Source organism: Roseivivax sp. CAU 1753, assembly GCF_054482575.1.
Genome location: NZ_JBTLRF010000003.1, coordinates 36,162 through 57,916 on the forward strand (window position 1 = coordinate 36,162; position 21,755 = coordinate 57,916).

The 21,755-nt window shown below is 64.0% G+C and carries 22 protein-coding genes; 13 read left to right on the plus strand and 9 right to left on the minus strand.

Annotated elements, in window-relative coordinates:
* Window positions 1-115: 115 nt before the first annotated feature.
* From ACXYMN_RS07585 to aat, 9 genes are all read left to right on the plus strand, one after another.
* Window positions 116-1,480 (plus strand): substrate-binding protein, encoded by a 1,365-nt coding sequence (locus tag ACXYMN_RS07585; RefSeq protein WP_459012940.1) that lies wholly within the window; start codon window positions 116-118, stop codon window positions 1,478-1,480.
* A gap of 128 nt (window positions 1,481-1,608) precedes the next feature.
* Entirely contained in the window at window positions 1,609-2,640 is a 1,032-nt protein-coding gene (locus ACXYMN_RS07590; RefSeq protein WP_459012941.1) for a branched-chain amino acid ABC transporter permease, read from the plus strand.
* 3 nt (window positions 2,641-2,643) lie between these two features.
* Window positions 2,644-3,852, plus strand: a complete 1,209-nt coding sequence (locus ACXYMN_RS07595; protein WP_459012942.1) for a branched-chain amino acid ABC transporter permease — start codon at window positions 2,644-2,646, stop codon at window positions 3,850-3,852.
* A gap of 11 nt (window positions 3,853-3,863) precedes the next feature.
* Entirely contained in the window at window positions 3,864-4,619 is a 756-nt protein-coding gene (locus tag ACXYMN_RS07600) for an ABC transporter ATP-binding protein (protein ID WP_459012943.1), read from the plus strand.
* Window positions 4,620-4,701: 82 nt separating this feature from the next.
* Window positions 4,702-5,457: an ABC transporter ATP-binding protein gene (locus ACXYMN_RS07605; RefSeq protein ID WP_459012944.1), complete on the plus strand. Its 756-nt coding sequence runs from the start codon at window positions 4,702-4,704 to the stop codon at window positions 5,455-5,457.
* A 337-nt stretch (window positions 5,458-5,794) separates the two neighbouring features.
* Window positions 5,795-6,169, plus strand: coding sequence for a hypothetical protein (locus tag ACXYMN_RS07610; protein WP_459012945.1), 375 nt, complete (start codon window positions 5,795-5,797; stop codon window positions 6,167-6,169).
* 185 nt (window positions 6,170-6,354) lie between these two features.
* Window positions 6,355-6,840: an acetyl-CoA carboxylase biotin carboxyl carrier protein gene (gene accB, locus ACXYMN_RS07615; protein WP_459012946.1), complete on the plus strand. Its 486-nt coding sequence runs from the start codon at window positions 6,355-6,357 to the stop codon at window positions 6,838-6,840.
* A 7-nt stretch (window positions 6,841-6,847) separates the two neighbouring features.
* A complete protein-coding gene (gene accC, locus ACXYMN_RS07620; RefSeq protein ID WP_459012947.1) occupies window positions 6,848-8,200 on the plus strand; it encodes an acetyl-CoA carboxylase biotin carboxylase subunit in 1,353 nt (450 codons plus the stop codon).
* A complete protein-coding gene (gene aat, locus ACXYMN_RS07625; RefSeq protein WP_459012948.1) occupies window positions 8,197-8,832 on the plus strand; it encodes a leucyl/phenylalanyl-tRNA--protein transferase in 636 nt (211 codons plus the stop codon). The genes accC and aat overlap by 4 nt, the downstream gene beginning before the upstream one ends.
* On the opposite strand, the gene ACXYMN_RS07630 is transcribed toward aat, so the two are convergent.
* Window positions 8,796-9,155: a DUF2155 domain-containing protein gene (locus ACXYMN_RS07630; RefSeq protein ID WP_459012949.1), complete on the minus strand. Its 360-nt coding sequence runs from the start codon at window positions 9,153-9,155 to the stop codon at window positions 8,796-8,798. The genes aat and ACXYMN_RS07630 overlap by 37 nt on opposite strands.
* An 8-nt stretch (window positions 9,156-9,163) precedes the next feature.
* A complete protein-coding gene (locus ACXYMN_RS07635) occupies window positions 9,164-9,547 on the minus strand; it encodes an NADH:ubiquinone oxidoreductase subunit NDUFA12 (protein WP_459012950.1) in 384 nt (127 codons plus the stop codon).
* Window positions 9,548-9,754: 207 nt separating this feature from the next.
* Here ACXYMN_RS07635 and ACXYMN_RS07640 point away from each other — a divergent pair, with 207 nt between their 5' ends.
* The 3 genes from ACXYMN_RS07640 (at window position 9,755) to ACXYMN_RS07650 (ending at window position 12,204) form a co-directional block, all read left to right on the plus strand.
* The gene (locus ACXYMN_RS07640) at window positions 9,755-10,441 is read left to right on the plus strand and encodes an FkbM family methyltransferase (RefSeq protein WP_459012951.1); all 687 of its coding nucleotides are present in this window, start codon (window positions 9,755-9,757) and stop codon (window positions 10,439-10,441) included.
* Window positions 10,438-11,544 (plus strand): glycosyltransferase family 61 protein, encoded by a 1,107-nt coding sequence (locus ACXYMN_RS07645; protein ID WP_459012952.1) that lies wholly within the window; start codon window positions 10,438-10,440, stop codon window positions 11,542-11,544. Before ACXYMN_RS07640 ends, ACXYMN_RS07645 begins: the two co-directional genes overlap by 4 nt.
* 228 nt (window positions 11,545-11,772) lie before the next feature.
* Window positions 11,773-12,204, plus strand: a complete 432-nt coding sequence (locus ACXYMN_RS07650) for a c-type cytochrome (protein ID WP_459012953.1) — start codon at window positions 11,773-11,775, stop codon at window positions 12,202-12,204.
* A gap of 346 nt (window positions 12,205-12,550) precedes the next feature.
* Here ACXYMN_RS07650 and clpX read toward each other — a convergent pair whose 3' ends face one another.
* The gene (gene clpX / locus ACXYMN_RS07655; protein ID WP_459012954.1) at window positions 12,551-13,816 is read right to left on the minus strand and encodes an ATP-dependent Clp protease ATP-binding subunit ClpX; all 1,266 of its coding nucleotides are present in this window, start codon (window positions 13,814-13,816) and stop codon (window positions 12,551-12,553) included.
* Between the two features lie 160 nt (window positions 13,817-13,976).
* Window positions 13,977-14,609 (minus strand): ATP-dependent Clp protease proteolytic subunit, encoded by a 633-nt coding sequence (locus tag ACXYMN_RS07660; RefSeq protein WP_459012955.1) that lies wholly within the window; start codon window positions 14,607-14,609, stop codon window positions 13,977-13,979.
* A gap of 266 nt (window positions 14,610-14,875) precedes the next feature.
* Between ACXYMN_RS07660 and ACXYMN_RS07665 the strand changes: the two genes are divergently transcribed.
* The gene (locus tag ACXYMN_RS07665; RefSeq protein WP_459012956.1) at window positions 14,876-16,081 is read left to right on the plus strand and encodes an FAD-binding domain-containing protein; all 1,206 of its coding nucleotides are present in this window, start codon (window positions 14,876-14,878) and stop codon (window positions 16,079-16,081) included.
* A gap of 24 nt (window positions 16,082-16,105) precedes the next feature.
* On the opposite strand, the gene ACXYMN_RS07670 is transcribed toward ACXYMN_RS07665, so the two are convergent.
* The 5 genes from ACXYMN_RS07670 to soxC all read right to left on the minus strand — a co-directional run bounded on the left by ACXYMN_RS07670 (window position 16,106) and on the right by soxC (window position 21,735).
* Entirely contained in the window at window positions 16,106-17,056 is a 951-nt protein-coding gene (locus ACXYMN_RS07670) for a cation diffusion facilitator family transporter (RefSeq protein ID WP_459012957.1), read from the minus strand.
* A gap of 204 nt (window positions 17,057-17,260) precedes the next feature.
* Window positions 17,261-18,520: an FCSD flavin-binding domain-containing protein gene (locus tag ACXYMN_RS07675; protein ID WP_459012959.1), complete on the minus strand. Its 1,260-nt coding sequence runs from the start codon at window positions 18,518-18,520 to the stop codon at window positions 17,261-17,263.
* A 33-nt stretch (window positions 18,521-18,553) separates the two neighbouring features.
* Window positions 18,554-19,261 carry a c-type cytochrome gene (locus ACXYMN_RS07680; protein ID WP_459012960.1) on the minus strand — a complete coding sequence of 236 codons (708 nt, stop codon included), beginning with the start codon at window positions 19,259-19,261 and terminating at the stop codon, window positions 18,554-18,556.
* A 4-nt stretch (window positions 19,262-19,265) separates the two neighbouring features.
* Window positions 19,266-20,474, minus strand: coding sequence for a c-type cytochrome (locus tag ACXYMN_RS07685; protein ID WP_459012962.1), 1,209 nt, complete (start codon window positions 20,472-20,474; stop codon window positions 19,266-19,268).
* On the minus strand, window positions 20,458-21,735 hold the full coding sequence (gene soxC / locus ACXYMN_RS07690; protein WP_459012963.1) for a sulfite dehydrogenase: 1,278 nt from the start codon (window positions 21,733-21,735) through the stop codon (window positions 20,458-20,460). Before soxC ends, ACXYMN_RS07685 begins: the two co-directional genes overlap by 17 nt.
* Between the last annotated feature and the right edge of the window lie 20 nt (window positions 21,736-21,755).

The window sequence follows — 21,755 nt, forward strand, 5'->3', positions numbered from 1 at the left end:
CAAAGCAGTTGTTGATAGATTTTCCCGACCACCCCCATACTGACTTTGCACTCAACGTGCCTTTGCGGACCGGGCTGAGGAGACCTGTCCGCAATTTCAAATAGGGAGGATTCATATGTCCAGAAGCAACCTGACGCGCCGTGGCGTGCTCAAGACCGGTGCTGTTGCAGGCGCGGGTCTTGCACTGCCGACTTATCTCAGCGCTGCCAGCCACGAGGGCTTTACCAATGCGCCCACCGGCGACACCGTCACGCTGGGCTTCAACGTGCCCCAGACCGGCCCCTACGCCGATGAGGGCGCCGACGAGCTGCGTGCGTTCGAGCTGGCGGTCGAGCACCTGAACGGTGGCGGCGACGGCGGCATGATGCAGACATTCTCGTCGAAGGTTCTGGAAGGGACCGGCATCCTCGGCAAGAAGGTCGAGTTCGTCACCGGCGACACCCAGACAAAATCCGACGCCGCGCGCGCCTCGGCCCGGTCGATGATCGAAAAAGACGGCGCAATCATGATTTCGGGCGGTTCGTCCTCGGGCGTGGCCGTCGCGGTCCAGGGTCTGTGTCAGGAAGCGGGCGTCATCTTCATGGCGGGTCTCACCCACTCCAACGACACCACCGGCAAGGACAAGAAGGCAAACGGCTTCCGGCACTTCTTCAACGGGTACATGTCTGCCGCGGCGCTCGCCCCGGTTCTGGAAGGCCTCTATGGCAGCGACCGCAAGGCCTATCACCTGACCGCCGACTACACCTGGGGCTGGACCCAGCAGGAATCGATCGCAGCCGCGACCGAGGCCCTGGGCTGGGAAACCGTCCAGAACGTGCTGACGCCGCTGGCCGCGACGGACTTCTCGTCCTACATCGCACCGGTCCTGAACTCGGGCGCCGACGTTCTGGTCCTGAACCACTACGGCGGAAACATGGTCAACTCGCTGACCAACGCGGTGCAGTTCGGCCTCAAGGACGCACAGGCCAACGGCCAGGATTTCCAGATCGTCGTGCCGCTCTACTCCGAGCTGATGGCACGCGGTGCGGGCAAGAACATCGCCGGCATCCCCGGATCGCAGAACTGGGACTGGAAACTCGAGAACCAGCTGGGCGACCGCTACTCGGGCACCAACGCCTTCGTGCAGTCCTTCGGTGAAAAGTACGGCTTCCCGCCGAGCCAGGCCGCGCATACCTGCTACGCGCAGACCATGCTTTACGCGGATGCGGTTCAGCGCGCCGGGTCGTTCAACCCCTGCGCGGTTGTCGAAGCGCTCGAAGGGTTCGAATTCGACGGCCTGGGCAATGGCCCGACGCTCTACCGCGCCGCCGATCACCAGTGCTTCAAGGACGTGGTTGTCGTGCGCGGCAAGGAAAACCCCGAGAACGAGTTCGACCTCGTGGAGATCGTCGAGGTCACTCCGGCCGAGCAGGTCACCTACGAGCCCGAGCATCCGATGTTCGCGGGCGGCCAGCTTGGCTCCTGCAACCCCGGTTCCTGATCCGGCTTGACGATCCGGACCGGACCGCCCCTGTCCCGGGGCCGGTCCGGTCCTTCATGCATCCCGCGCCCCTCGAACAATGCCGCGCGGGATGCTTCCCCGAACTCTGACATGCTCTGGGTGGGAACATGGACGCCTTAATTCTGCAATTGCTCAACGGGCTCGACAAGGGGTCGGCCTACGCGCTGATCGCGCTCGGGCTTACCCTCATCTTCGGAACACTGGGCGTGGTGAACTTCGCCCACGGTGCGCTGTTCATGATCGGTGCCTTCTGCGCCGTGACGGTGCAACGGGTCCTCAACTTGAGCTTCACCACGATCGACGAAACCCGGACCGACTTCCTCGGGAATCCGGCGAAGATCGAGACGCCCTATGTGGAGGCTTGGTTCGGCCCGGAAATGGGAAGCGCGCTGATCAACTGGTCGGTGCCTATCGCGATCCTGTTCACGATCCCGATCATGCTGGCCCTCGGTTTCATCATGGAGCGCGGCCTGATCAAGCACTTCTACAAGCGCCCGCATGCGGACCAGATCCTGGTGACCTTCGGCCTTGCCATCGTGCTGCAGGAAATCATCAAGTATTTCTATGGTGCCAACCCGATCCCGACGCCCGCGCCCGACGCCCTGACCGGATCCTACGATTTCGGCGTGCTTCTGGGCTTTGACGCGAACGCGGTCATCTATCCTTACTGGCGCCTCGTGTACTTCGCGTTTTCGGCCCTCGTCATCGGCGCGGTCTTTGCCTTCCTGCAATTCACCACCTTCGGCATGGTGGTGCGCGCGGGCATGGCCGACCGCGAGACGGTGGGCCTTCTGGGCATCGACATCGACAAGCGCTTTACCCTGATGTTCGGCATCGCCGCGGCGGTGGCGGGATTGGCGGGTGTGATGTACGCGCCGATCAACTCTCCGAACTATCACATGGGCATGGACTTCCTGGTGCTGTCCTTCGTCGTGGTGGTTGTCGGCGGCATGGGGTCTCTTCCCGGAGCCGTGCTCGCCGGGTTCCTGCTGGGGGTGCTGGAAAGCTTTGCCTCGATGACGCAGGTCATCAACCTCGTTCCCGGCATCAACCAGATCATCATTTACCTCGTTGCCATCGTTGTCCTTCTGACCCGCCCGCGCGGTCTGATGGGGCGCAAAGGCGTGATGGAGGAATAAGCCATGCTTGGACTTCACAAAAAAGACTTTGGGCTGCTCGTTATCGTCTTCCTGCTGACGATGCTGGCCCCCTTCATCCTGAACCCGTTCCCGACCGACTCGACGCTGGCGCAGTTCAATGCGGGGTATCCCGACCTGATGCAGCGCTTCGTGATCTTCGGCATCTTCGCGATCGGCTTTAACATCCTGTTCGGCCTGACCGGGTATCTGTCCTTCGGTCACGCCGCCTTTCTCGGGGTGGGGTCCTATTCGGCGGTCTGGATGTTCAAACTGCTCTCGATGAACATCCTGCCGGCGATCATCCTCGCGGTGCTGATCTCGGGCGTGTTCGCGCTGCTGATCGGGTTCATTTCGCTGCGGCGGTCGGGGATCTACTTCTCGATCCTGACGCTGGCCTTCGCGCAGATGTCCTTTGCGCTGGCCTATTCGGTGCTGACCCCGATCACCAACGGTGAAACGGGCCTGCAGATCTCGCTCGACGATCCGCGCATCCTGGGGGTCAGCCAGACCGCCGACGGGTCGATCCCGGTGACCAATCTGTTCGGTCTGGAAATGCGGGCGACGCAGGTTCTGGATCTGGGCGTGTGGCAGTTCCAGTTCTCGGCGGGCTACTACGTCTGTGCGCTGGTTATGCTGGCGGCGTTCTACCTCGCCATCCGCATCTTCCGCTCGCCCTTCGGGATGATCCTGCGGGCAGTGAAATCGAACCAGCAGCGGATGAACTACACCGGCCTCAACGCACGGCCCTACACGCTGGCGGCTTTCGTGATCTCGGGGATGTATGCCGGTCTTGCCGGTGGCCTCATGGCCTCGATGGACCCGCTGGCCGGAGCCGAGCGGATGCAGTGGACCGCAAGCGGCGAGGTCGTTCTGATGACCATCCTCGGCGGTGCCGGTACGCTGATCGGTCCGGTGCTCGGCGCGGGCATGATCAAGTATTTCGAGAACATCTTCTCGAAGCTGAACGACAACGTCTTGCACCAGTGGTTCGCCTTCATGCCCGACGGCATCGAGAATGTCATCGTCAACGTCATCCATCCCTTCGTCGGCAAGGGCTGGCACCTGACGCTTGGCCTGCTGTTCATGGCGGTCGTCATCTTCCTGCCCGGTGGCCTTGTCGAAGGTGGCCAGCGGATCGCGCGTCTCTTCCGCCGCAACAAAACGGTGGCAGGCGACGACAAGACCGCCAAGCAGCAGACACCGGCCGAGTAAGGAGTGCCAACATGGGAATTCTTGAAGTCAAGGACGTCAACAAGCGCTTCGGTGGCCTGCAGGCGCTGGGGAATGTGAACCTCTCGGTTGCCGAGAACACGGTGCATGCCATCATCGGGCCGAACGGGGCGGGCAAGTCCACATTGCTCAATTGCCTCGTCGGCAAGCTGATCCCCGATACCGGATCGGTGATGTTCAAGGACCAAAGCGTGCTGGGCCGAAAGCCCTTCGAAATCAATCAGATGGGTATCAGCCGGGTGTTTCAGACCCCCGAGATTTTCGGCGATCTGAGCGTCATGGAAAACATGATGATCCCGCTTCTGGCCAAGCGTGACGGGTCGTTCCGCCTGCACGCCGTCAGAAGCGTGGACGATGAAAAGGACCTGCGCGGCGAGGCCGAGCAGATGCTGGAAGAGGTCAACATGCTCGACAAGGTCGACATGCACGCAGCGTCGATGTCGCGCGGTGACAAGCGGCGGCTTGAGATGGCGATGTGCCTGATCCAGCGCCCGAGCCTGCTGCTGCTCGACGAACCGACGGCGGGCATGGCGCGGGCCGACACCAACAACACCATCGATCTGCTGAAAGAGGTGAAGGCCAACCGCGACATCACCATGTGCATCATCGAACATGACATGCACGTGGTATTCTCGCTCGCCGACCGCATCACCGTCCTGGCGCAGGGCACCCCCCTGGTCGAGGATTCGCCCGAGAACATCCGCGGCCATCCCAAGGTCAAGGAAGCCTATCTGGGCGAAGCCGCGTGAGCTGACACCACCGCGCCCCGGCCTCGTGCCGGGGCCTCCACACCGAGGTCCCGGCGCAAGGCCGGGACGGGAGGAAAAGACAATGAACGTCCGCCCCGATTTTACCAAGAACGCAAACCACGCCGAGACGGCCCCGGCCTTCCTCTCGATCTGGGACATGCACGCCTATTACGGCGAAAGCTACATCGTCCAGGGCATCTCCTTCAACGTGCACGAAGGCGAGATCCTGGCCCTGCTCGGCCGTAACGGCGCAGGCAAGACCACGACCCTGCGGACGATCGCACGGCTTGACGATCCGCAGCTGCACAAGGGCGAGATCTGGCTCGATCACCAGCCGCTGCACACGATGAAGTCGTACCAGGCCTCCGTGGCGGGCCTTGGCCTCGTCCCCGAGGACCGGCGCATTATTCCCGGCCTGACGGTCGAGGAAAACCTGCAACTGGCCCAGATCCAGCCGCCCATCGGCTGGTCGATCGAGCGGCTCTACGACCTGTTCCCGCGCCTCGGCGAACGCCGCCGCCAAGAGGGCGTGACCCTGTCAGGCGGCGAACAGCAGATGCTGTCGATCGCACGGGCCCTCGCGCGCGACATCAAGGTGCTGCTGCTCGATGAGCCTTACGAAGGGCTTGCCCCGGTCATCGTCGACGAGATCGAAAAGACCCTGCGTCTGGTGAAGGAACAGGGCATGACCACCATCATAGTGGAGCAGAACGCGGTGCGGGCACTGCAACTCGCCGATCGCGCGATCATCCTCGATACCGGATCTGTCGTCTTCGACGGCACCGCCGCCGAGGTGCTCGACAACGAGGAATTGCGGCACGAATACCTCGCCATCTGAGGCGATGCGCTCATCTGTGGACGCTGTTGAAAGGTCGGGGCCCCGTGCACCCGGCCTTTTTCACGCGTATGCCGATCGATCAGACACCTCCTTTTCGCAATGTCAGCCCAAGCGGTTCTGCACGCGAGAAGTGAATATCTGGTTTACGCCATCCGGCCCGGCAAAGCGCGTGTCCCTGATCCGGGGATCGGATCGTCACGCCGGCGCAGGTGTTAACGACCGGCTAACCATGTGAGTCGAAACTGCTCTCGAGACATCGGAAATTATCGTACCATACAGGTGTATCGCGGGCATGTGCCCCGATGCGTCAGAGCACATCCAGGCACAGGAGGTAGCCATGCTCACAAGCGTCATGCCCTCGCAGTTGGCCCCACTCGCGACCGCGCATCCACAAGGCCTGCCTGCGCGATCCGAACCCGAACGCACGTCCATCCGTCCAACCGGCGATACCGAAACCACAGGCCTGGCCGATGAACGCGGTCGCGATACCGCGACGCCACAGGCAGCGCAAACGGCGCAGAAGTCGGGCGGCACCGGCACGTCGGACGACCACGCCGCGCCGCCGACGATCATGCAGATGAAGATTGCCGCATTGCAAAGCGAAACCCGCGCGACGGACGCGCCGGACGACGCCGCGTCCTCGGCGGAAAAACCGGACCTGATCGCAATAGCGCCCGTCCGTCAGGCCCCCGGCTTCAACCAGGATCTTTGATCATCGACCGATGATACCGTCACGACTACTTGTCCCCGGGCAGGTCTTTGCGGCCCCAAATCAAACGCCACTCTTGATCGGGTTGTGCGACGTCGCTTTTCACCCCCTCCGCCTTGGCCTATAAGCGATGTCAAGGTCGCGCGAACAAACGCCGACAGGCCCAATGCGCTTTGTTTGAGGATGGTATGAGCAACAAGACCCACGAATCCGACGTCGCCTTCATCGCGGCCCTGGCAGAATTGCTGCGCGAGAACGATCTGACCGAATTGCAGGTCAAACGGAAATACGGCGACAACGACAGCCTGAACGTGCGGGTCAGCAAGATGCAGCCCCAGGCCGCACCCGTCCAGGTCAGTGCCCCGGCCCCTGCCCCGAGTGTCGCAACCGGCCCCGCACCGGCAGCCCCCAGCGATGCACCCGAAGACCCCGCGGCGCATCCGGGTGCCGTGCTGTCGCCCATGGTCGGCACCGTCTACCTGCAACCGGAACCCGGCGCGCCGTCCTTCATCAAGGTCGGCGCTCAGGTCTCGGAGGGGGATACGCTGATCATCGTCGAGGCCATGAAGACGATGAACCACATCCCCGCCCCGAAATCCGGTACCGTCAAGCGTATTCTCGTCGAAGATGGTGCCCCGGTCGAGTTCGGTGCGCCGCTCGTCATCGTCGAGTGAGGCACAGATGTTCGACAAGATCCTGATCGCCAATCGCGGCGAAATTGCCCTTCGCGTCATCCGCGCTTGCCGCGAGATGGGCATCGCCAGCGTCGCGGTCCATTCGACCGCGGATTCCGACGCGATGCACGTGCGCATGGCCGACGAAACAATCTGCATCGGCCCGGCCTCGTCGACGGACAGCTACCTGTCCTTTCCGGCGATCATCTCGGCCTGCGAAGTCACCGGCGCGCAGGCGATCCACCCGGGCTACGGCTTTTTGTCGGAAAACGCGCGCTTCGTGCAGATCGTCGAGGACCATGGCCTCACCTTCATCGGCCCGAAGGCCGAGCATATCCGAATCATGGGCGACAAGATCACTGCCAAGGACACGATGCGGGCCTTGGGTGTGCCGTGCGTTCCGGGTTCGGAAGGCGGTGTTCCAGACCTTGAAACCGCAAGGGCCATCGGCGAGGACATCGGGTATCCCGTGATCATCAAGGCCACGGCGGGGGGCGGCGGACGCGGCATGAAGGTGGCAAATTCAGCCGCCGAGATGGAGCGCGCCTTTCAAACCGCCCGGTCCGAAGGCAAGGCGGCATTCGGTAACGATGAGGTCTACATCGAGAAATACCTGACCACGCCCCGCCACATCGAAATCCAGGTCTTCGGCGACGGCAAGGGCCACGCGGTGCATCTGGGCGAGCGGGACTGTTCGCTGCAGCGCCGTCACCAGAAGGTGCTGGAAGAGGCGCCCGGCCCCGTCATCACCGAGCAAGAGCGGGCGCGGATCGGCAAGGTCTGCTCCGATGCGATCGCCAAGATCAACTATACCGGTGCCGGCACGATCGAGTTCCTGTACGAGAACGGCGAATTCTACTTCATCGAGATGAACACACGCCTTCAGGTCGAACACCCGGTGACCGAGGCAATCTTCGGCGTCGACCTCGTGCGCGAACAGATCCGTGTGGCCGCAGGGCTCGACCTGTCCTTCGCGCAGGACGACCTCACGATCACCGGCCATGCCATCGAGGCGCGGATCAACGCCGAAAAACTGCCGAAGTTCACACCCTCGCCGGGCACCATCACGCAATACCATGCGCCCGGCGGGCTAGGCGTGCGGATGGACAGCGCGCTCTATCAGGGCTACCGCATCCCGCCCTATTACGACAGCCTCATCGCCAAGCTGATTGTGCATGGCCGCGACCGGGCCGAAGCGCTGGCGCGGCTGGAACGTGCCCTGGGTGAGCTGATCGTCGACGGCGTCGACACCACGATCCCGTTGTTCCGACTGCTGCTGGAAAACGAGGACATTCACGCCGGGACCTACAATATCCATTGGCTGGAACATTGGCTGGAAACCACCTTCGGCGAGACGTGAAGGTCTCGCCCGAGTTGATTCTGCAGGCCTACCGCGTGGGCCTGTTTCCCATGGCGGAAAGCCGGGACGACCCCGAGGTTTTCTGGGTCGATCCGAAATTTCGCGGCATCATCCCGCTTGACGGGTTCCACATCGCGAAAAGCCTCGCGCGGGTACTGCGGCAGGACCGCTTTGCCGTGACCATCGACCAGGACTTCAACGGCGTGATGCAAGGTTGCGCGGACCGAAGCGAGACCTGGATCAACGACGAAATCCACCGCGTCTACGCGGCGCTGCACCGCTCGGGCGATGCGCATTCGCTGGAAGTCTGGCGCGGCGATGAGCTGGTCGGCGGGGTCTACGGCGTGGCCCTTGGCGGCGCGTTCTGCGGCGAAAGCATGTTCTCGCGCGCCCGCGATGCCTCGAAGGTGGCCCTGGCCTGGCTGGTCGACCATCTGCGCCGGGCGAATTTCGTGCTGTTCGACACGCAATTCGTCACCCCGCACCTGGCCTCTCTCGGCGGCAAGGAGGTGTCACGCGCGCGCTATCACACCCTGCTGAAGGCCGCCCTGCCGATCCGGACGCGCTTTGCCGAAACCCCGCTCGCGGCGTCGGGTCAGGACGTGATACAGCGCAACACCCAGACGTCATAGCGCGGGTGGTCCATCGGATTGAGCGCGGGCGCCGAGGCAATCATCCAGCCGCGAAACACCGGCGCTGCGACCCCGATTTCGCGAATGGTGACAAAGGCATAGGCATCGCCTGACGGGTTGCCCGACGGGTAGCGGCATTCCCGCATCTGGACTTCGATCCGCCCTGCGCTTGCAAGGGCGCCATTGGTGATCGCGGCGTCCGTGGTGATGCCGTTCAACTTGTCCAGAACGCGCATGAACGCGCCGGTGCCAAGCTGGGTTTCCTGGGCGGCTGCAACAGCCGGAAGCATCGCGCAGATCAGCGCGACTGCAAATCGGCGCATGACACGGGTCACTCGGGGCTCCATGCCTCGTAGTCGGACCGCTCCGCGGGATGGGCCTGACGAATCGAGCCCTTGGGCGCGTAGGCCAATGCCGTGCCGGTCAGGTTCTCGATATGCGGCTTTTCCCAGGTCTTGTGCACCATCGGCCGCTCGGTCGGCGGCTCCTTGAAGGTATGGTGCAGCCAGCCGTGCCAATCGGCATCGACCCGCGTGGCCTCGGGTTCGCCGTTGAAGATGACCCAGCGGCGCTTGCCGTCCTCGGTCTGGTAGAAGATGTTGCCCTGCTTGTCCTCGCCCACCTTCTGGCCGTGGCGCCAGGTCCACAACTGGGTGTTGAGCGTCTGGCCGTTCCACCAGGTCACAGCGCGTAGCAGGGTATTCATAATCCCCATGGACAAACCTCTCGTGGCGTTTGGAAAAGGTATGCACCATCGTCCGCGCGTCGTCCAGTGATCCGCGGCCCCGATGGCCGGGCTGACGCGACAAAAGGCGCGCAGTCGGGGCATTTCCCGTCCGGGCGCAAAGAGTTTCTCTACTTTTTGCGCCGACGCTTTGCTAGTCTTTGGCAAAACACCAAAAAACAATCGCAGAGCAGTGCCATGAAAGATATGTCCATCGCCGCCGTGTGCCACGGCGTGAACGTGCCCCATTCGCCGTATCTCAACGATACGCGCATCGCCCGGATCGAGGCCGCGCGCTATGAGGGTGACGAGATCGCGGGCGCGCTGGCGGTGGTGCGCGCCGGTGACCGGGTGCTTGAGATGGGCACCGGACTGGGCGTTGTGGGTGCGGTGGCCGCGCTTAATTGTGCGCCCGAACGCGTGCTCTCGTTCGAGGCAAATCCGCATCTGCTGCCCCATATCGAGGCACTGTATGCCGCGTCGGGGATCGAAAGCCGCATTGCCGTGCGCAATCGCGTGGTGATGGCAGCCCCGGACGCACCGGAAACGGTGACCTTCCACGTCCATGCGTCGTTTCTGGGCTCTTCGCTGATCGAGCCCGAGGCCCGCCGCTCGGAGCCGGTGGCGGTCGCGACGGTTTCCTTCGACGAGGTCCGGGACGAATTGCAGCCATCGGTCATTCTTTGCGACATCGAAGGCGGAGAACTGGATTTTTTGCGCCACGCGGACCTGTCCGGCGTGCGCGCGGTGGTGATGGAATTTCATCCCGGCGCCTACGGGCGCGAGGGCATGCGCGAATGCAAGCGCATCCTCGAGGAGGCGGGTTTTGTGCGCAACGATGACGTGTCGACCCGTCTCGTGTGGACCTGCGAACGGGCGGCGTGACACCGGTGTTGGCCACGCCCGACCCACAGCTGCGACCGCAACCCGGGGCAGGCTGGTCGCACGCGCTTGAACAGCTTCAGGGCGCGCTTGTCGTGCCGCCGTCGGCAAGTGCCTTTCAACAGCCCGCGGGCATCCTGCGCGCCGATGGCAGCTACTGCGATACCGGTGCGTTCTGGCGCAATCACCGGCCCCTGACCACCGCCCCGCCCGCACCGGGCAACGTCGCCGAAACCCTTTCGGGGCGCTGGTTGTGGGGCGGTGTGCTTTGGGTTCATTTCGGGCATTTTCTGGTCGAAAGCACCGGGCGGCTCTGGGGGTGCGATGCGTCCGACAAACCGATCGACGGCATCGTCTACATGCCCAAACGTCCCGCCCGTGGCGAAGAGATTGCCGGATGGCAGCGCGCGTTCTGGCAATTGTGCGGCATCGACCTGCCGGTGCGCGTGCTGACCGAACCCGCGCGCATCGATGAACTGGTGGTTCCGGGCCAGGGCTTTGGTCTGGGCGAGATTATCACCGGGACACCGGCCTTCCGCGACTACATGTCCGGAAATTTTGCCCACGATATCAAGCCGGACGGTCCCGAGCGGCTGTATATCTCGCGCTCCGCGCTGGGGCTGTCGAAAGGCGGGCTGATCGGCGAGACACGGCTTGAGGAAAAGCTTGCCGAGCAGGGCTACGACATCTTCCATCCGCAGGCCCATGACCTGCCGACACAGATCGCGCGCTACAAGGCCGCGCGGCAGATCGTGGCGGCCGAAGGCTCGGCGCTGCATCTGTTTGGTTTCGTCGGGCGCGCCGATCAGCAGGTTGCGATGATCCTGCGGCGTCAATCGGGGGCCACCGACATGATCGCCGAGCATCTGCGCAGCTTTTGCGGCATCGAGACCGTGCAGATCGAACGGTTGCAGCGCATCTTCCGCAAGAAGGGTGGCTACAAGAAGCGTCACGACCTTGGCGTGATCCATCTTGAGGGCGTGCGCCTGGAATTGGCCGAACGCGGTTTCATCGACGCTGGCGGCCCCGATTGGGGCAAGGTGCGCTGGAACGAGGTGCGCCGCGTCATCGGCGACAAGTACGAGCCGCGCAAGCGCGAAGACTGAGCGCACCTGCCGCGACATCGCCGGGAACGATCGGAATCGCGCTTCCCCGCGCGTGCACGGAATGATCTGCGTCAACTTCCAGTGCATGATTTGTGAAACAATTTGCCACGCTGTCACGGCGGAATAGTCGCCCGCAGCCGGGTCAGGGCCTTGTTCCGCGTGCAAGCCTTGTACCCCCGACACATGCAAAAGGAGGAAGAAATGCCCATACGAAGATCCGTTCATCGCATGATGACCACCGTCGCTTTCGCAGGCATTGCCGTGCTGTCATCGACCGGCGCATCGCTCGCGTTTGACGAAGCCGCGCAAATAAACCTGGGACAGACGGAATACATGGCGCAATGCGCGTCCTGCCATGGTGCCAAGGGGCACGGAGACGGGCCGGTGGCGAGCGTTCTCGTCAACAAGCCGCTCGACCTCACGATGATCTCGTCCCGGTACAGCGGCCAGTATCCGGCGGAGGCGATCCGCGAGATGATCGACGGACGCAACATGATCAACCCGCATGGGGACCGTGGTATGCCCGTCTGGGGAGAGCGCTACTTCCAGAGCGCCATGGAACGTTCGCAATCGGTTCCGCACGACGTCGACGCGCAGGCGCTGGCCTATGGGCGCGTGACGGCGCTGGTCAAGTTCCTGGAATCGATCCAGCAAGAATGACCGAAGCCGCCCGAGGTGCGGTGCGAGCCGGGACTTGACCCTGGACGGCACCGTGCCCGGGCGATGCCAATCGCGGATCACCTGCCGGACGGGCCGGTCGCGGTATCACTTGGTCCGTACCTGCGCAGCGCGGCGATTCACAGGACCGATGCCGATGCAAAGACCCGCCCGCAGGATGCTGCGGGCGGGTCAATTCGTTTCAACGCATGATCGCCGTCCGGATTTCGGCAGCGAGGCTTCGCAAGCCGGGCTTCGAAAGACAGGTCTTGGGCCACCCGTTGCGGCCATGGGCCTTGTCGATGGATCAGGCCCCTGCCCCGCCAGTCAACCAGCGGTCGACGCCGGACTAGCCCGCCGACGCCTCTTCCTTTTTCTGCTCCGCATAGATCATCAACGGTTTGGCATCCGCATTGACCGCCTCTTCGTTGACCACCACCTCGACCACATCGTCCAGGCCCGGCAGTTCGAACATGGTGTCGAGCAGGATATCCTCGAGGATCGAGCGCAGCCCGCGCGCGCCGGTCTTGCGGGCAATGGCCCGCAGCGCGATCGCCTTGAGCGCATCGTCGGTGAATGTCAGCGCCGTATCCTCGATCTCGAAGAGCCGCTGGTACTGCTTGACCAGCGCGTTTTTCGGCTGGGTCAGAATGGTGACCAGCGCATCCTCGTCGAGATCCTCGAGCGTGGCCAGAACCGGCAGACGTCCGACGAATTCGGGGATCAGGCCGAATTTCAGAAGATCCTCGGGTTCGAGATCCTGGAACACTTCGCCGACGTTGCGTTCGTCCACCGACCGGACATCGGCGCCGAAGCCCATGGCCGATCCCTTGCCGCGCTGACTGATGATCTTGTCGAGCCCCGCAAAGGCACCGCCACAGATGAACAGAATGTTTGTCGTGTCGACCTGCAGGAATTCCTGCTGCGGGTGCTTGCGTCCGCCCTGCGGCGGCACCGACGCGACGGTCCCCTCCATCAGTTTGAGCAGCGCCTGCTGCACGCCCTCGCCCGACACGTCGCGGGTGATCGAGGGGTTCTCGGACTTGCGGGTGATCTTGTCGACCTCGTCGATATAGACGATGCCGCGCTGCGCCCGTTCGACATTGTATTCGGACGATTGCAGCAGCTTGAGGATGATATTCTCGACATCCTCGCCGACATAGCCCGCCTCGGTCAGGGTCGTTGCATCGGCCATGGTGAAGGGCACATCGAGGATGCGCGCCAGCGTCTGCGCCAGAAGCGTCTTGCCGCAACCGGTAGGTCCGATCAGCAGGATATTGGATTTGTTCAGCTCGATATCCGAGCTTTTCGCCGAGTGGTTCAACCGCTTGTAGTGGTTATGCACCGCAACCGACAACACGCGCTTGGCCTTGGCCTGGCCGATCACGTAATCGTCGAGGACCTGACAAATCTCCAGCGGCGTCGGAACGCCATCGGTGGATTTGAGACCCGATCCCTTGGTTTCCTCGCGGATGATGTCCATGCACAATTCGACGCATTCGTCGCAGATGAACACCGTCGGACCTGCGATCAGCTTGCGGACTTCATGCTGGCTCTTGCCGCAGAAGCTGCAATAGAGCGTATTCTTGCTGTCGCCGCCGTTATTCGTCGCCATTACGTACCTTTCTCGGCCCTGAATTTCCTGGGCGTGGCCTGCTTTGCCATGCCCTTTCCCCTGTCTTGCCAAGTGCCTTCAAGCTTAGGGCAGCCGTACCGGCCCTACAATCGCAAATTGATCGCGAGGCATAGACTAGCCTGCCCCGCTGAATTTCTGATTAAGACTTGGCGTCTTCGACAGCCGCGCGGCTTGCCACGATCTCATCGATCAGACCCCAGGCCTTTGCATCCTCGGGAGACATGAAATTGTCCCGCTCAAGCGCCTTTTCGACCGTCTCGTAATCCTGCCCGGTGTGATGCACGTAGATCTCGTTCAGGCGCTTTTTCAGCTTCTGCGTCTCTTCGGCGTGGATCATGATGTCGGTCGCCTGACCCTGGTACCCGCCCGAGGGCTGGTGCACCATCACCCGGCTGTTGGGCAGCGAAAAGCGCATGTCCTTGGCCCCGGCGGTCAGCAACAGCGACCCCATCGAGGCCGCCTGCCCGATCACCAGCGTCGACACCGCGGGCTTGATATACTGCATCGTGTCGTAGATCGACAGACCCGAGGTCACCACGCCGCCGGGCGAGTTGATGTACATCGAGATTTCCTTGGACGGGTTCTCGGCCTCGAGGTGCAGAAGCTGCGCCACGATCAGACTCGACATGCCGTCATGCACCGGCCCCGACAGGAAGATGATCCGCTCTTTCAACAGGCGCGAGAAGATATCGTAGGCGCGTTCGCCACGGCTGGTCTGCTCCACCACCATGGGGACGAGCGTGTTCATGTATGTCTCGAAGGGATCGGTCATCGGGCCTGCCTCAGTAATGTGGGATGCGTCGTGAAATGCCTCACGCAGAGTCTTAGTGGTCGCCCAGAGGGGCTGCAAGGGGCGGGCTCTGGCGAATTGTCGCGAACCCCTGCCGCTTGAAGCGGGACCGCGCGCGCCTATCCTTTCCCAGGGGCGCCCGACCCGGCCCCGCCCGACATCTCGCAGGAACCGCCATGCCGCCCCAGCCCTCTGTCCGCTCTGTGTCCTCTGTGTCCTCTGCGTCCTCTGTGTCTTCTGCGTCCTCTGTGCCCGACACCTTCCCGCCGAATCGCGCAGCGGCCCTTGCACGGCTCGACGCCTTCGCACCGTTGGCCGGCCAGGCCTACGCGACGCGGCGCAACTACGATCTGGGCCCCGGCGCGCATGACAACGTCTCGATGTTGTCGGCCTATCTGCGGCACCGAGTGCTGACCGAGGAAGAGGTTCTGACCCGCGTTCTGTCCGAGCACAGCCCCAGCGCCGCCGAAAAGTTCATCCAGGAAGTGTTCTGGCGGACCTATTTCAAGGGCTGGCTCGAAATGCGCCCATCGGTCTGGGACGCGTACCGCGCCGAGCTGCGCGCGGCCTGGGATCAGGTCCAGACCCAGTCGGGCCTGCGCCGCGCCTGGGAGGATGCCTGCAAGGGCGACACCGGGATCGCGTGTTTCGATGCCTGGGCGCACGAGCTGGCCGCGACCGGGTATCTGCACAACCACGCGCGCATGTGGTTCGCCTCGATCTGGTGTTTCACGCTGAAGCTGCCCTGGGCACTTGGCGCGGACTTCTTCCTGCGGCACCTGTACGATGGCGATCCGGCGTCGAACACGCTGGGCTGGCGCTGGGTCGCGGGCCTGCAAACCCCCGGCAAGACCTACCTCGCGCGGGCCGACAATATCCGCAAATACACCGAAGGTCGGTTCGATCCGTCCGCGCAACTGTCCGACAGCGCCAATCCGGTGGCGGGGCGGGAAAACCCGGCGCCCGGTGACGCGCCCCTGGCCGACAGCATCGATCCGTCGAAGCGGACCGCGTTTCTGCTGCACGAAGATGACCTCTCGCCCGGATGGCTTCTGGTTCGCGGGCCAGCCCCGGTGGCGACCGCCACCCTGGATGTGACGCACAAGCTCAGCATCCTGGAACCCGCCGCGCATGTGGGGGCCTTCAAGCGCGCCGCGATGGCCGATTGCCTCGGGCGGCACAAGGATCGCCTTGGCGATGTCACCGAGGGGCTGTCGGACGCGGACGCAATCGCGGCATGGGCCCACCGGACCGGAGCCGAACAGGTCGTCACCTCCTATCCGCCGGTGGGGCCCGTGGCGGACTTGATCCGCCACCTCGACGGGGTGCCGGTGCTGCGGCTCCTGCGCCCTTGCGATGCGCGTGCCTGGCCCCATGCCACCGCGGGCTTCTTCAAGTTCAAGGACAAGATCCCGGCCCTTCTGGGCGAGATACGCGGGCTTCGTACCGCCTGAACCCCGGCACCCGGCCCGCCGCGCCTACTCGGCCGGGGCGGCGTCGCCGTAATCCGGCGCGCCGTCGCAGGCATGGCGTGCGCATTCCATCTCAAGCGTCGTGTGCCCGATCCCGAACCGCTCTGCGAGGTGATGCTTGACGGCGGACTTCACCGCATCGGCGCGGTGCCATTCCCCCTCGGCCACGACAACATGCGCCTGCAACGCCACGCGGGCCTCGTCCATCTGCCACAGATGCGCGTGATGCACCCCGGCGACGCCCGGAACCGCCCGCGCCGCTTCGAGCACGGCGCCCGACGCCATGTCGGGCGGGGCCGCCAACATCAGGACCCGGATCACGCCGCGAATCTCGGAAAACGACATCCACAGAATATAGCCCGCGATCAGCACCGTGACCGCCGGGTCGACCCAGGTCCAGCCATAGAGCAGGATCAGCGTACCCGCGAAGATCACACCGACCGACCCCATCGCATCGGCCAGATTGTGCAGGAAGGCGGCGCGGATATTGACGCTGTCCTTCGACATCGCCCAGGTCAGCGCGGCGGTGGCCAGATCGACGGCCAGCGCCACGCCCGCGATGATGACCACCAGCCAACCCGCTACCGGTTCCGGCTGGGCAAAGCGCATCGCCGCCTCGAACAGCAGGTAAAGCCCGATCACGATCAGCGTGGTGTAGTTGATCAGCGCCGCGATGATCTCGGCGCGGCCATAGCCGAAGGTCATGGCGGCATCGGCGGGCCTGCGCGCGATCTTCCGGGCGGCCCAGGCGATTACCAGCGCGATGGCATCCGAGAAATTGTGGATCGCATCGGCGATCATCGCCAGGGACCCCGACAGGATGCCGCCGACAATCTGCGCGACGGTCAGGATCATGTTGACGCCGATCGCCAGCGCAAGTCTGCCGTCGCCCGCCGCGGGATCGACGTGATGGTGATGACCGTGATGGTGATGGTTTCCTGTATGGTCCTGCGCCATGCGCGCCCCCGTTCCATGTTCGCCCCGGCCCGAGGCCGGACGGTATCAGTGAGATCGCCTTGACGCGATCGGGTCGACGCGGGACAAGCCCGCGCCGACCCGCCGGGGGGCTGTCTGCCCCCCGGACCCCCCGAGAGTATTTCCGGTCCGATCGTGAGACGAGCGGAACGTGGCCGGATCGGAAAGTGGCCGGAGGGCGGGTTTTCAGCCGAACATGTCCGAGGTGATCGCGGCATACCAGCCGAGACTTTCCTCGTAGGTGGCCGCGCGCAGGTCCGCGGCCTCTCCGGTCTGGCTGACGAAGCCGTCGACCTTGGCGATCTTTTCCTCCGTCGCCTCGTAGGTGGCCCCCACCTTGACGCCGTCATCGGTGCCGATCAGCGACCAGCAGGTGTTCGAGAAGCGCGCCGGGAAGGCCCGCGATCCGGTCAGTGCGGCGCGCACGGCCATCGCCGCAACCTTGGCCTGACTGTTGGCCGAAAATCCCGATTTCGGCATGTCGCCCTGATGCGCCGCGTCGCCCAGAACAAGGATGTTCTCGTCCATCCGGCTTTGCATCGTCGCGGGCACCACCGGGGCCCAGTTGCCTTCGGTCAGGCCGGCAGCGTCGCAGATCCGCCCCGCCTTCTGCGCCGGGATGACGTTGACCACGTCGGCCTGGATCGCCTCGCCGTCCACATCGACGCGCATTGCGCCGGGATCGACCGAGACGTTCTGGCCGCCGAAATCCGGGCCAAGCCGCTCGATCATGCCGGTGTAGTGCTTCTGCCAGCCCTCCTCGAACAGGGCCTGTTTCGAAAAGCTGGCCTTCGGGTCGGCGATGATGATCTTGGCGGAGGGGTTCGTGTTTTTCAGCACATGCGCCACCATCGAGACCCGCTCATAGGGGCCGGGCGGGCAGCGGAACGGATTGGGCGGCGCGACCATGACGAAGGTGCCGCCCTGGGGCATCGCCTCGATCTGGGATTTCAGCAAAGCGGTCTGCGTGCCCGCCTTGTAGGCGTGCGGCATGCGGGTCTGCGCCGTCACGTCCCAGCCGGGCACCGCGCCATCGACGAAGTCGATCCCCGGCGACAGGATCAGCCGATCATAGGGCACCGATCCGCCACCTGCCAGCGCGACGGTTTTCGCATCGCGATCCACGCCGGTCGCCCAGTCATGCACCACGTTGATGCCGTAATCAGACGCCAGCCTGCCATAGTCGTGAGCGAGCGTCCGCATGTCACGGAAGCCTCCGATATAGAGGTTCGAAAAGAAGCAGGTGTAATAGGTCCGCGTCGGCTCGATCAGGGTGACGTCGATGGCCCCGGCGCTGTCCTTGGCGATCTGGCGCGCGGCGGTCGCCCCGCCCGCGCCGCCGCCGACCACAACGACGCGCGGTGTGCCCTGCGCGCGCAGCATCGGCGCGCCGAGACCAAGGGCGGCGGCCCCCGTTCCGAGGAAGGTTCTTCTGTCGAGATGCATGTCCGGCTCTCCTTCTTGAATACTGGGCTGGCGTCAGAGACCGCCAAAATAAGCGGCCAGCGCCGCGATCTCTTCGTCCGAAAGCCGCCCCGCCATCATTTGCATCACCGGGTGCGGCCGCACCTTCTGGCGGTAGGCATGCATCGCCACGACGAAATCCGGCGTGGGCCAGCCGGTGATCGCGGGGATGCCCTGGTTGTCGCCGTCGGCCTGGTGACAGGTCAGGCATTCCGACGCGAGGTATTCCCCGTAAGCGGTATCGCCCTCGATCGACAGGACCTCTGCGGGCACCTCGACCTCGGCACGCAGGGCGGTGGGCGCGGCCTCTGGAATGTCGGCGGGATTGTCGGAATACTGGCGCAGGAAGGCCAACAGATTGGCGCGATCCTCGGGGTCCTTGATCCCCCCGAAGGCCATCCGGGTCTTTGAAACCAGGGCGCGCGGATTCTCGATATAGGCGTCGAGATGCGGGATGTCCCACGTTGTGCCATCGATCCCGGCCCGGATTATGCCTTCGGAATAGGCAAAATTCTCAAGCCCGCCCGCGCGCCGCCCGAAGACGCCGTTCAGATGCGGGCCGATGCGGTTCTGCGCGCCCGGACCGATCTGGTGGCAGGCCTGGCATTGGCGGAACACCTCGGCCCCGGCTTCGGCATCGCCCAGGGGGCGCGCGCCTTCGTCCGCCCGGGCACCGGATGGTGATGCCCAGGCAAGGGCCGCGACAAGGGCGACCCATCGCACCCGATTACTCGGCAGCGGAGGATTTCAGATAGGCGATCACCGCCGCGATCTCGTCGTCCTTGCGCAGACCGGCGAAGGCCATCCGTGTGCCTTTCATGGTGGCGCGGGGATCGGCAAGGAAATCCGCCAGCAGCGCCTCGTCCCAGACGCCGCCGTGATCGGCCATGACGCCCGAATACTTGAAGCCGTCGATGCCGCCGACCGCACGCCCGACGATTCCGTTCAGCTGCGGGCCAACCGCGTTCTTGGCGCCGTCGCCGACCTTGTGGCAGGCCGAGCATTTGCGGAACACCTTTTCACCGGTGGCCACCAGTTCAGGGTCGAGGGAAGCCGTTTCCACCGCTTCCTCCGCCGGTTCCTCGGCTGCGGTCTCGACCATTGGCGCGTCCGCGTCGGTGTCCAGGGCCGCCTCGTCGTCGCCCCCCTCATCGGGTGTGACGTCAAGCACCGTGGCGCGCATGGTGATCTCGACCGTATCCTTGCAATCGGACATGCAGGGCTCTTCGCGCCACATCGGGTATTCCACCTCGGCGCGGTCATCGACGATGAAGCCATCCGCGTTGGGCATCTCGACCTCGAGGAAATTCTCGTTCGAGAGCACGAAGTCGTCCTCGACGATGAAGTTCGAATAGAGAATGTAGGCGACGATGGCATAGGTCTCGTCGGCGGTCAGGCTTTGCGCATTGCCAAAGGGCATCGAGCGGTGGACATAGTCCCAGGCCGTCGAAAGATATGGCCAGTAGGAGCCGACGGTCTTGACCGGGTCCTTGTCGGCCAGCGTGCCCTCGCCCCCGGCCAGTTCCGGCCAGTTGCCGACACCTTCGGCAAATTCGCCGTGACAGGCGGCGCAATTGTCGGAAAACAGCATCTCGCCATCCGCGACCGAACCCGAGCCCACCGGCAGACCGGTGCCGTCGGGCATGACGTTGACGTCCCAAGCGGAGATTTCTTCGGGCAGCGCTTCGCGGCCTAGACCGAAGCCGCCCGCGGTATCCGCGGCCTCGTCGGCATGGGCGGCGGCGACCAAGCCCGTGCCCGCGACGCTCTCCTTCGCCGTGGCCGGCGGCGTCGAGGGCGCCGGTTCCGCGGCGGCCAGGCGCGGCTTGGGCGCCGGTGCCTCGGTCACGAAGCGGTCGGCGAAATTATAGGCGCCGAGCAGCGTGACCGCAGCCCCGCCGATCGCCCCGGCGAACAAATTAAGAGACTTCGACATTTTCTGCCTCCCCGGTTGTCTTCACATGCCAGGTCTGGATGCAATTGTTGTGATAGATGGAATTCTCGCCGCGCACTTCGCGCAGCTGCGTCTTGGTGGGCTGCACGTAGCCGGTCTCGTCCATGGCGCGGGCCTGAAGCAGCATTTCCTCGCCGTCCCATTCGGTGTCGAGGTAGAAGCGTGTCAGCGCCATCTTCTCACCGGGCTTGGCCAGGCGCGCGGTTTCCCACGTTTTGCCGCCATCCTTGGAGACATCGACGCGGGTGATGGCACCGTGCCCGGACCAGGCCAGCCCCGAGATCACCATCGGGCCGGGCCCGTGGGTGATCGGCATCTGCGGGCTGGGCGAGGTGATGATCGACTTCGCATCCATCACCCATGTCCATTTGCGGCTGGTGCCGTCGGCCAGCGTATCGGTGTATTTCGACGTCTCCTCGCGGCTTTCAACCGCGGCGTCGGTCACTTCGATGCGGCGCAGCCACTTGACCCAGAGGTTGCCCTCCCAGCCGGGCACCACGAGGCGCACGGGGTAGCCGTGCTCCATCCGCAGCGCCTCGCCATTGGCCTTGAAGGCCACCAGCACGTCATCGAGCGCCTTCTCCAACGGGATCGAGCGGCCGTTGGACGACGCGTCATGGCCCTCCACGAAGACCCATTTGCCGTCGAGATCGCCCGACAGCCCGGCCTCTTGCAGCAGGGTGCGCAGGGGCACGCCGGTATATTCCATGTTGTGGATCATGCCGTGGGTGAACTGCGCGCCGTTAAGCTGCGCACCGGCCCATTCCATGCCGGTATTGGCGGCGCATTCGCAGAAATAGACGTGGTTTTCACGCGGGAACCGTTCGAGATCCTCGTAGGTGAACACCAGAGGCTTGTCGACCAACCCGTTGATCATCAGGCGGTATTCGCCCTTCGACATCTCGATGGCACCGGAATGGTGCCGCTCGAAGGCGCAGCCCTGCGGCGTGATGGTGCCGTCAAGCGCGTGAATTGGCGTGAAGTTGATCGACGAGATCGTATCGGCGGTCAGCCATTCGACGTTGCGGCGAATGACATCGTCCTCGAAACGGATCGGCAGGCCGTAGGGTGTCTCGTCGACGCCTTCGCCCAGACCCTGGGCGAAGCCTTGGATTTCGGTGATCAGCGGATCGGGTCCGCCCGCAGCCTGGGCCACCCCTGCGCCGGCAACGGCACCGCCAAGCGCCACGCTGCCCTTGAGAAAGGCGCGGCGGGAGGGCGCGCCCTTGGTTGTCTCTGTCATGTCTCGACCTCCTCTCGGAT

Bases quoted from the DNA above. Each gene is read 5' to 3' on its own strand.
- ACXYMN_RS07585 (WP_459012940.1), top strand. From the start codon at position 116: ATGTCCAGAAGCAACCTGACGCGCCGTGGCGTGCTCAAGACCGGTGCT.
- ACXYMN_RS07590 (WP_459012941.1), top strand. From the start codon at position 1,609: ATGGACGCCTTAATTCTGCAATTGCTCAACGGGCTCGACAAGGGGTCG.
- ACXYMN_RS07595 (WP_459012942.1), top strand. From the start codon at position 2,644: ATGCTTGGACTTCACAAAAAAGACTTTGGGCTGCTCGTTATCGTCTTC.
- ACXYMN_RS07600 (WP_459012943.1), top strand. From the start codon at position 3,864: ATGGGAATTCTTGAAGTCAAGGACGTCAACAAGCGCTTCGGTGGCCTG.
- ACXYMN_RS07605 (WP_459012944.1), top strand. From the start codon at position 4,702: ATGAACGTCCGCCCCGATTTTACCAAGAACGCAAACCACGCCGAGACG.
- ACXYMN_RS07610 (WP_459012945.1), top strand. From the start codon at position 5,795: ATGCTCACAAGCGTCATGCCCTCGCAGTTGGCCCCACTCGCGACCGCG.
- accB (WP_459012946.1), top strand. From the start codon at position 6,355: ATGAGCAACAAGACCCACGAATCCGACGTCGCCTTCATCGCGGCCCTG.
- accC (WP_459012947.1), top strand. From the start codon at position 6,848: ATGTTCGACAAGATCCTGATCGCCAATCGCGGCGAAATTGCCCTTCGC.
- ACXYMN_RS07630 (WP_459012949.1), bottom strand. From the start codon at position 9,155: ATGCGCCGATTTGCAGTCGCGCTGATCTGCGCGATGCTTCCGGCTGTT.
- ACXYMN_RS07635 (WP_459012950.1), bottom strand. From the start codon at position 9,547: ATGGGGATTATGAATACCCTGCTACGCGCTGTGACCTGGTGGAACGGC.
- ACXYMN_RS07640 (WP_459012951.1), top strand. From the start codon at position 9,755: ATGAAAGATATGTCCATCGCCGCCGTGTGCCACGGCGTGAACGTGCCC.
- ACXYMN_RS07650 (WP_459012953.1), top strand. From the start codon at position 11,773: ATGATGACCACCGTCGCTTTCGCAGGCATTGCCGTGCTGTCATCGACC.
- clpX (WP_459012954.1), bottom strand. From the start codon at position 13,816: ATGGCGACGAATAACGGCGGCGACAGCAAGAATACGCTCTATTGCAGC.
- ACXYMN_RS07660 (WP_459012955.1), bottom strand. From the start codon at position 14,609: ATGACCGATCCCTTCGAGACATACATGAACACGCTCGTCCCCATGGTG.
- ACXYMN_RS07670 (WP_459012957.1), bottom strand. From the start codon at position 17,056: ATGGCGCAGGACCATACAGGAAACCATCACCATCACGGTCATCACCAT.
- ACXYMN_RS07675 (WP_459012959.1), bottom strand. From the start codon at position 18,520: ATGCATCTCGACAGAAGAACCTTCCTCGGAACGGGGGCCGCCGCCCTT.
- ACXYMN_RS07685 (WP_459012962.1), bottom strand. From the start codon at position 20,474: ATGTCGAAGTCTCTTAATTTGTTCGCCGGGGCGATCGGCGGGGCTGCG.
- soxC (WP_459012963.1), bottom strand. From the start codon at position 21,735: ATGACAGAGACAACCAAGGGCGCGCCCTCCCGCCGCGCCTTTCTCAAG.